The organism is Aliivibrio sp. A6 (assembly GCF_028765505.1).
GTDB classification, from domain to species: Bacteria; Pseudomonadota; Gammaproteobacteria; order Enterobacterales; family Vibrionaceae; genus Aliivibrio; species Aliivibrio finisterrensis_A.
The window spans coordinates 160,028-168,599 of the sequence record NZ_JARACR010000006.1 but is presented as its reverse complement, the minus strand read 5'-3'; the positions used below and the strand labels follow the sequence as shown (position 1 = coordinate 168,599).

6 protein-coding genes are annotated in these 8,572 nt (G+C 41.3%); 4 read left to right on the top strand and 2 right to left on the bottom strand.

Annotated elements, in window-relative coordinates; all coding sequences use genetic code 11:
* The first annotated feature begins 218 nt into the window (after window positions 1-218).
* Window positions 219-1,109, top strand: a complete 891-nt coding sequence (metF, locus tag PVK70_RS06090; RefSeq protein WP_130047202.1) for a methylenetetrahydrofolate reductase — start codon at window positions 219-221, stop codon at window positions 1,107-1,109.
* Between the two features lie 192 nt (window positions 1,110-1,301).
* On the opposite strand, the gene ppc is transcribed toward metF, so the two are convergent.
* Together ppc and argE are read right to left on the bottom strand one after the other, a co-directional pair.
* The gene (ppc, locus tag PVK70_RS06085; RefSeq protein WP_130043876.1) at window positions 1,302-3,932 is read right to left on the bottom strand and encodes a phosphoenolpyruvate carboxylase; all 2,631 of its coding nucleotides are present in this window, start codon (window positions 3,930-3,932) and stop codon (window positions 1,302-1,304) included.
* 179 nt (window positions 3,933-4,111) lie between these two features.
* Window positions 4,112-5,248, bottom strand: coding sequence for an acetylornithine deacetylase (argE, locus tag PVK70_RS06080; RefSeq protein WP_130047194.1), 1,137 nt, complete (start codon window positions 5,246-5,248; stop codon window positions 4,112-4,114).
* A gap of 206 nt (window positions 5,249-5,454) precedes the next feature.
* On the opposite strand from argE, the gene argC reads away from it, so the two are divergent.
* The 3 genes from argC to PVK70_RS06065 all read left to right on the top strand — a co-directional run bounded on the left by argC (window position 5,455) and on the right by PVK70_RS06065 (window position 8,536).
* Complete coding sequence (gene argC / locus PVK70_RS06075) at window positions 5,455-6,459, top strand: N-acetyl-gamma-glutamyl-phosphate reductase (RefSeq protein WP_130047193.1); 1,005 nt, start codon at window positions 5,455-5,457, stop codon at window positions 6,457-6,459.
* Between the two features lie 15 nt (window positions 6,460-6,474).
* The gene (gene argB, locus PVK70_RS06070; protein WP_130047192.1) at window positions 6,475-7,257 is read left to right on the top strand and encodes an acetylglutamate kinase; all 783 of its coding nucleotides are present in this window, start codon (window positions 6,475-6,477) and stop codon (window positions 7,255-7,257) included.
* Between the two features lie 67 nt (window positions 7,258-7,324).
* Window positions 7,325-8,536 (top strand): argininosuccinate synthase, encoded by a 1,212-nt coding sequence (locus PVK70_RS06065; protein ID WP_130047191.1) that lies wholly within the window; start codon window positions 7,325-7,327, stop codon window positions 8,534-8,536.
* Window positions 8,537-8,572 lie beyond the last annotated feature (36 nt).

The window sequence follows — 8,572 nt, the reverse complement described above, 5'->3', positions numbered from 1 at the left end:
ATCTCTCCGTTATATTCTTATTTCAATCCATTATTCTCGTCTGCTTTTCTATCTTGAAAATAACTCAATAACAACTTGAGAAAAATTCATAATCAGCCCCTTGACATTGAACTCCATAACATACATTCTGTAGACATATAGACGTCTAAATGATGTCGCCATGGATGATATATTTTTGTAATGCACTATCTTTAGCATTACAGCAGGGAGAGCAAGATATGGCCTATTCACACGCAAGCCACTTAGAGTCACTGAATCAAAATATTGCTGAGCTTGATGGTAATATCAATGTCTCTTTTGAGTTTTTTCCACCAAGTTCAGAGAAGATGGAAGAAACGTTGTGGAACTCTATTCACCGATTAAAAACCTTACAACCGAAATTTGTGTCGGTAACTTATGGCGCAAACTCAGGCGAGCGTGATCGTACTCACTCCATTATTAAAGAAATTAAAGAGCAAACGGGTCTTATTGCTGCCCCGCATTTAACTTGCATTGATGCAAGTCGCTCAGAGCTTGTTGATATTGCTAATGACTATTGGGCAAATGGCATTAAAGATATCGTGGCATTGCGTGGTGATATTCCACCAGGTGGTGGCACTCCAGAAATGTACGCTTCTGATCTTGTTGAATTACTGAAGTCTCAACATGACTTTGATATTTCAGTGGCTGCTTTTCCTGAGGTTCACCCTGAAGCAAAAAGTGCGCAGGCCGATTTATTGAATCTAAAACGTAAAGTGGATGCGGGGGCGAACCGTGCGATTACTCAATTCTTCTTTGATGTAGAAAGTTATCTGCGTTTTCGTGACCGTTGTGTGTCAGCTGGCATTGATGTTGAGATCATCCCTGGTATTTTACCTGTATCGAATTTTAAACAAGCTTCTCGTTTCGCCAAGATGAATAATGTGAAGATCCCAGGCTGGATGGCACAGCAGTTTGAAGGCTTGGATGATGATCCTGTGACTCGTCAAATGGTAGGAGCAAGTCACGCTATCGATATGACACGAGTTCTAAGCCGTGAAGGAGTGAAAGACTTTCACTTCTACACTCTAAACCGTGCAGAGCATACTTACGCACTGTGCCATACACTAGGTGTACGTCCCAAAGGTTAAGTTAGATTATCTTTCGAACTCATTATAAAGAGCCGCTACTATAGCGGTTTTTTTGTGTCTGTATCTATCTAAAAGATAAAAGATAAAAGATAAAAGATAAAAGATAAAAGATAAAAGATAAAAGATAAAAGATAAAAGAAAAGGCCACCGAAGTGACCTTTGAATATAGGAAGGAGGTTTAAACCCTAATGATTAGCCAGTATTACGCATACCTGCAGCAATACCAGCAATAGTAACCATTAGTGCTTCTTCAAGCTCTGGTGACGTCTCTTCTTTTTGACGAGTACGGAACAGAAGCTCAGCTTGTAGCATATTTAGTGGATCGACATAAATATTACGTAGACGAATAGACTCAGAACCCCATGGGTCACGTTCCATTAAGTGATCGCTGTTCTCTACGTTCAATACTGCTTTAATATCGGCTTGTAATTGATTGCGTAGACGCTCACCTAGAGGCCATAGAGACTTATCAGTTAAACGTTGGTCATAGTATTCAGACATCTGTGGATTACATTTGGTGTAAACCATTTCAAGCATACCAAGACGTGTAGAGAAGAATGGCCATTCACGACACATCTCTTCTAATAGTTCTTGGTGACCCTTATCAATTGAATATTGAATTGCTTCACCAGCACCTAGCCACGCAGGAAGAACCAAACGGTTTTGACTCCATGAGAAGATCCATGGGATTGCTCGTAAGCTTTCAACACCACCATTTGGGTTACGCTTAGCAGGGCGAGATCCTAGTGGAAGTTTACCCAATTCTAGCTCTGGCGTTGCCGCTCGGAAGTAAGGTACAAAGTCTTTTTCGCCACGAACTACATTACGGTAGGCTTCACATGACACTTCAGACAGCACTTCCATCAGATCACGCCAATCTTGTTTTGGCTCTGGTGGTGGCAGAAGATTAGCTTCAAGGATCGCACTTGCGTATAGGTTAAAGCTGTTTACTGCTACTTCAGGTAGACCCAATTTAAAGCGGATCATTTCACCTTGTTCAGTTACGCGTAAACCGCCTTTTAAGCTTTTTGGTGGTTGAGACAGAAGAGCAGCATGCGCTGGAGCGCCGCCACGACCAATAGTACCGCCACGGCCATGGAATAAAGTAAGCTCAATGCTCTCTTTCTCACACACTTCAACGAGTGCTTCCATCGCACTGTATTGCGCCCAACCCGCTGACATTACACCAGCATCTTTTGCAGAATCAGAGTAACCGATCATCACCATTTGATGGTTTTGGATAAATCCACGATACCAGTCAATAGAGAACAGTTGTTCCATTACTTCTTTAGAGCGGTTTAAATCGTCCAGAGTTTCAAACAGCGGACACACATCCATACGGAATGGACAACCTGCTTCTTGAAGTAATAAGTGAACCGCTAATACATCCGATGCAGTACGAGCCATTGAAATAACATAAGAGCCTAATGCTTCTTTTGATTGCTCAGCCACGACTTTACAGGTATCAATTACTTCTTGAACGTCAGGAGATGGCTCCCAATTACGAGGAAGAAGAGGACGCTTAGAGCTAAGTTCATTAACAAGGAAAGAAATCTTATCTTGTTCGCTCCACTGGTCGTAATCACCGATGCCTAAATAGCGAGTAAGTTCTGATAAAACATCTGAGTGACGTGTACTTTCTTGGCGAATATCAAGGCGAACAAGGTGGGCACCAAACGCTTTCACACGACGCAATGTATCCAGTAGAGAGCCATCTGCAATGATCCCCATACCACAAGCATGTAAAGATTGGTAACACGCGTATAGCGGGTTCCATAGCTGATCTGCATCAGTCAAGATGGCTTTATTTGGTGCAAGCTCACCCTTCATTTGTGCGTCTAAGTTTTCTAACGTATTGCTTAAAAGTACACGCAGTTGTTTTAGGATCGCACGGTAAGGTTCGTGCTCATCGCCAGCCAGTTCACGCACCTCATCAGAGCATTTTACCATTGAAAGTTCGCTGACTAATTCGTTAATGTCTTTTAGGTAAAGATCAGCCGCTTTCCAGCGAGAAAGAAGCATGACTTCTCGCGTAATTTTGTGCGTTACAAATGGGTTACCATCACGGTCCCCTCCCATCCAAGAAGACATATGGACAGGACGAGCATCAATAGGAAGCCCTTCGCCTAAATGGCCTTCTAAACGCTGGTCGAATTCACGTAAGAAATCAGGAATACCTTGCCATAAAGAGTTTTCAACAACGGCAAAACCCCATTTAGCTTCATCTAATGGTGTAGGACGTTCTTGACGAATAACATCAGAGTGCCACGCTTGTGCAATCAGTTGTTCAAGGCGACGTTCTGTTTTGTCACGCTCAGAGAAAGAGATATCACCAAGCTCAAGCTTTGATAAACATTCGTTGATTTTCACCAACTTATTGATCATGGTACGACGGGCAATTTCTGTTGGGTGTGCTGTTAATACCAGTTCAATATTCAGTTCACGAACCGCTTGTGCAGTATCTAATTTACTAACATCACTTTGATTTAATTTAGAGAAAAGGGTGCTAATCGCATCAGGTTCGCATACATGTGATTCACAATGGCGTGAAATCGTATGGTACTGCTCTGCCATATTGGTAAGATTAAGGAATTGACTGAATGCACGAGCTACTGGCGTTAATTGATCATCTGGGAGGCTTTTGATTTCTTCAATCAGTGCATTACGGTCTTCATCGCTTCCTGCGCGTGCTGTTTTAGACAGCTTACGAATGGTTTCAACTTTTGCTAATAACTCTTCACCATGTGCGTCTCGAATCGTATTACCAAGCAAATGACCCAACATGCTGACATTACTTTTTAAAGCAGAATACTTTTCATTCATACATACTTCCTATACGTGTAATTTTGTTACATCCAAATTTTTTCCTGACTCCAATCTATCCGAATTTACGGCGCTTCGTCAAATATTGAAGAATAAACGATGACTTTTTAAACAAATTATTGCCGTAGATCATCGAATATTCATTTTGATATTGACGGTTTTTGTAAATTTATTTCAGCTTAGAAACAGTGTTTATACATCAATTTACTTAATACATTGATCGTTGGGTCAATAAAAGAAAATGCTAAGAATTCATCAGGTTGGTGTGCTTGTTCAATTGACCCAGGACCTAAAACTAACGTTGGACACAGATCTTGTAAGAAAGGAGCCTCGGTACAATAGTTCACGGTTTCCACCTCTTGGCCGCAAAGTTCTGCGGTACTTGTAACAATTGGGCTGTCTGGGCTGCATTCATAACCAGGAATAGGCTCATGAAGAGGCGTGATATCGATCCGCCCCGGCCATTTAGCTTCAACTTCTTTTAGCGCATCACGCAGCATATTGTCGAGTCCATCAAGGCTGATCCCCGGCAATGGACGGACATCATAATGCAACTCACAACAACCGCAAATTCGGTTAGGGCTGTCTCCGCCATGGATATGACCAAGATTGAGTGTTGGGTATGGGATAGAAAAACCAGGGTTATGATATTCCTTCACCAGTTTATTTTTTAAACCCATTAATGCAAACATGATCTCATTCATGATCTCTAAGGCGTTTACTCCATGAGCAGGATCAGAAGAATGCCCTGACTTACCTGTTACTCGAATCGCATTCGCAACGTGACCTTTATGGCCTCGTATCGGTTTTAGGCTCGTAGGCTCACCGATAATGCAATAATCCGGTTGTATTTGGGTATTTGATGCAAAGTGGCGAGCACCAAGCATGGTGGTTTCTTCATCACAGGTTGCCAGGATATAAAGTGGTTTTGATTGGTCTTTCCAATTGATATTTTTAATTGCCTCTAAGATGAAAGCAAAAAATCCCTTCATATCAGCGGTACCAAGACCATAAAATCGATCGTTAGCTTCGGTTAATGCATGAGGTTCATAGTTCCAACGACCTTGGTCATAAGGCACGGTATCTGTGTGGCCAGCTAACAATAGACCACCTTCTCCTGAGCCAAGTTTAGCCAATAAGTTTAGTTTGCCTTTTTCGATCTCTTCAATCTCAACTTCACAGCCCAAGTCTTCACACCATTGCGCTAATTTGTGGATCACTTCGGCATTGCCTTCGTCCCAACTTGAATCGGTTGAGCTGATCGATGAGGTAGAAATGAGTTGCTGATAATAGTCTTTAAATTCTGGAAATTTCATTTATTCATACATCCACTGTTGACACAAAAGATAGAACCCTGTAAAACACATATTAAATCACATAAAGTGAATAGAAATACAGTTTAGTTTAATTTTTATGAATAAACTAAATTATAAAAAGGAAAGTCAGTATCAAATATGTGTAACGTTAAAGTTACCTTGAATGGCATTTTCCTTCAATAGATGAAGAGATAAACGGACGTATTATGTTGAAAACAACCATCATCGGAGCAAGCGGATATACAGGTGCAGAATTAGCACTGATGATATTTAAGCACCCACACCTTTCTTTAGCTGGTTTGTATGTATCAGAAAACAGCTTAGATAAAGGCAAAGCGATTAGTGAATTGTATGGTTCATTAAAAGGTATCGTTGATGATGTGTTGCAGCCATTATCGGATGTTACTCAAGTTGCTAAAGAGTCTGATGTGGTGTTGTTAGCAACAGCACATGAGGTGAGCCACGATTTAGCCGCGATATTTTTAGAGAATGATTGTGTTGTTTTTGATTTGTCAGGTGCGTTTCGCGTTCAACAAGAAGGTTTCTATTCTGAGTACTATGGCTTTAAACATAAGCATGAAGCATGGCTAGATAAAGCGGTTTATGGATTAGCAGAGTGGAATGCAGAAGCGATCACTCAAGCTCAATTGGTTGCTGTACCAGGATGTTATCCAACTGCATCACAATTAGCATTAAAACCATTAGTTGAATTTGATTTATTAGATAAGAATCAATGGCCGGTAATTAACGCGACGAGTGGTGTTACTGGTGCAGGGCGTAAAGCGAATTTAGCCAGCAGTTTTTGTGAAGTGAGCCTACAACCCTATGGCGTATTTACTCATCGTCACCAACCTGAAATTGCAGCGCATTTAGGCTGTGATGTTATCTTTACGCCTCATCTTGGTAATTTTAAGCGTGGAATTTTAGCGACGATAACCACTAAATTAACAAAAGGCGTTACTGAAAAAGAAATTCAACACGCTTTTGATAAGAGTTATGGCCAAGCCGCAGCGGTACGTTTATTGGGTAATGAAATGCCAAAAATTCAATCGGTAGAGAAAACCCCTTTCTGTGATATCGGTTGGAAAGTGCAAGGCGAACACCTAATTGTGGTCTCGGCGATTGACAATTTATTAAAAGGGGCATCAAGCCAAGCAATGCAATGCATTAATATTCGTTTTGGCTTTCCAATGTTAACGTCTTTAATATAAAGTATGGTATTTAGTATGAAGCAACGTCCTTTAGTGATTAAGTTAGGTGGCGCAGTATTATCATCAACCGAAACGTTAACACAATTATTTAAAACCGTTTCAAATTATCAACAGCAAGCAAACAGAGCTTTAGTCGTTGTCCATGGTGGTGGTTATTTAGTGGATGAGTTGATGGATAAACTTCAGCTTGAAACCATTAAAAAAGAAGGTTTGCGTGTGACACCAAAAGACCAAATTGGCTATATCGCAGGTGCTCTGGCTGGAACGGCAAATAAAATGCTACAAGGCCAAGCAATGAAAAGTGGAGTGAAGGCAATTGGTTTGAGTTTGGCTGATGGCGGTTTATGTCATATTACTCAACTGAATCCTGAGCTAGGTAATGTTGGCTTAGCAACAGCAGGTGATGCAAGTGTGTTAAATGCCATTTTAGCGACAAAAGTTACCCCAATAATTAGCTCTATTGGCATTACCGAACAAGGCGAATTAATGAACGTTAATGCAGACCAAGCAGCAGTAGCTGTGGCAACGGCATTAGATGCTGATCTCGTTTTATTGTCAGATGTCGCTGGTGTATTGGATAGCAAGAAGCAATTGATCACCAGTTTAGATTCAGAGCAAGCAGAAGCATTGATTCAGCAAAAAGTGATTACGGATGGCATGATCGTCAAGGTAAAAGCGGCATTAGAAGCGGCACAAGAGTTAGGTCGAGCGATAGAGGTGGCATCATGGCGCTCGCCAGAAAAATTAGCTGAGTTGTTTATTGGTAACAGTATCGGCACACAGTTTCAGCCTAAGTAGGCAATGAGTTTCAATTTTTAGTTTTTAGAATACAGTCGCCGCGAGTATGCGGAGCAAGGAGAATAGAATGAGCAAGAAAATAAAAGTAAACAAGGTTGTTGTTGCATACTCAGGTGGCCTAGATACCTCTGTGATCATCCCGTGGTTAAAAGAAAACTACCACTGTGAAGTTATCGCATTTGTCGCTGATGTTGGTCAAGGTGCTGAAGAGCTAGAAGGCATTGAAGCAAAAGCCATCGCATCAGGTGCTACTGAATGTTATATCGCTGATCTAAAAGAAGAAATGGTTGCTGAATACATTTACCCAACGCTTAAAACAGGCGCTTTGTATGAAGGGAAATATCTACTTGGCACATCAATGGCACGTCCTATTATTGCTAAAGCACAAGTTGAAGTTGCACGTAATGTAGGAGCCGATGCATTGTGCCATGGCTGTACAGGTAAAGGTAATGACCAAATTCGTTTTGAAGGCGCTTTTGCTGCACTTGCCCCTGATCTGCATGTGATTGCACCATGGCGTGAGTGGGATCTGGTTAGCCGTGAAGAGTGTTTAGATTACCTTGCTGAGCGTAATATCCCTTGCTCAGCATCATTAACTAAAATTTATTCTCGCGATGCAAATGCATGGCACATCTCAACAGAAGGCGGTGTTCTTGAAGATACATGGAATGCACCAAATGACGATTGTTGGGCGTGGACGGTTGATCCAGAGCAAGCACCAAATGAATCAGAGATGGTTTCTTTAAAAGTAGAAAAAGGCGCCGTTGTTGCGGTTGATGGTAAAACAATGACGCCTTATGAAGTCGTTGTTTATCTAAATGAGAAAGGCATTAAGCACGGTGTTGGTCGTATTGATATCGTTGAAAACCGTTTGGTAGGTATGAAGTCTCGTGGTTGTTACGAAACTCCAGGTGGAACCATCATCAATGAAGCATTGCGTGCTGTAGAGCAACTGGTTTTAGATAAAGCTTCATTTGAGTTTCGTGAAGAGTTGGGAATTAAAGCTTCTCATCTTGTATATGATGGTCGTTGGTTTACGCCGTTGTGTAAGTCTATCCTAGCTGCAACAGAAGAGTTGGCGCAAGACGTAAATGGTGACGTTGTGATTAAGCTTTACAAAGGTCAAGCAACAGTCACTCAAAAGCGTTCAGATAACAGCTTATACTCAGAAGAGTTTGCAACGTTTGGCGCTGATGAAGTGTATGACCAAAGTCATGCTGAAGGCTTTATTCGTCTTTACTCACTATCAAGCCGTATTCGTGCATTGAATAGCAAATAATTTTCACGTTCAGTAACAATACTTAAACAAATTGAT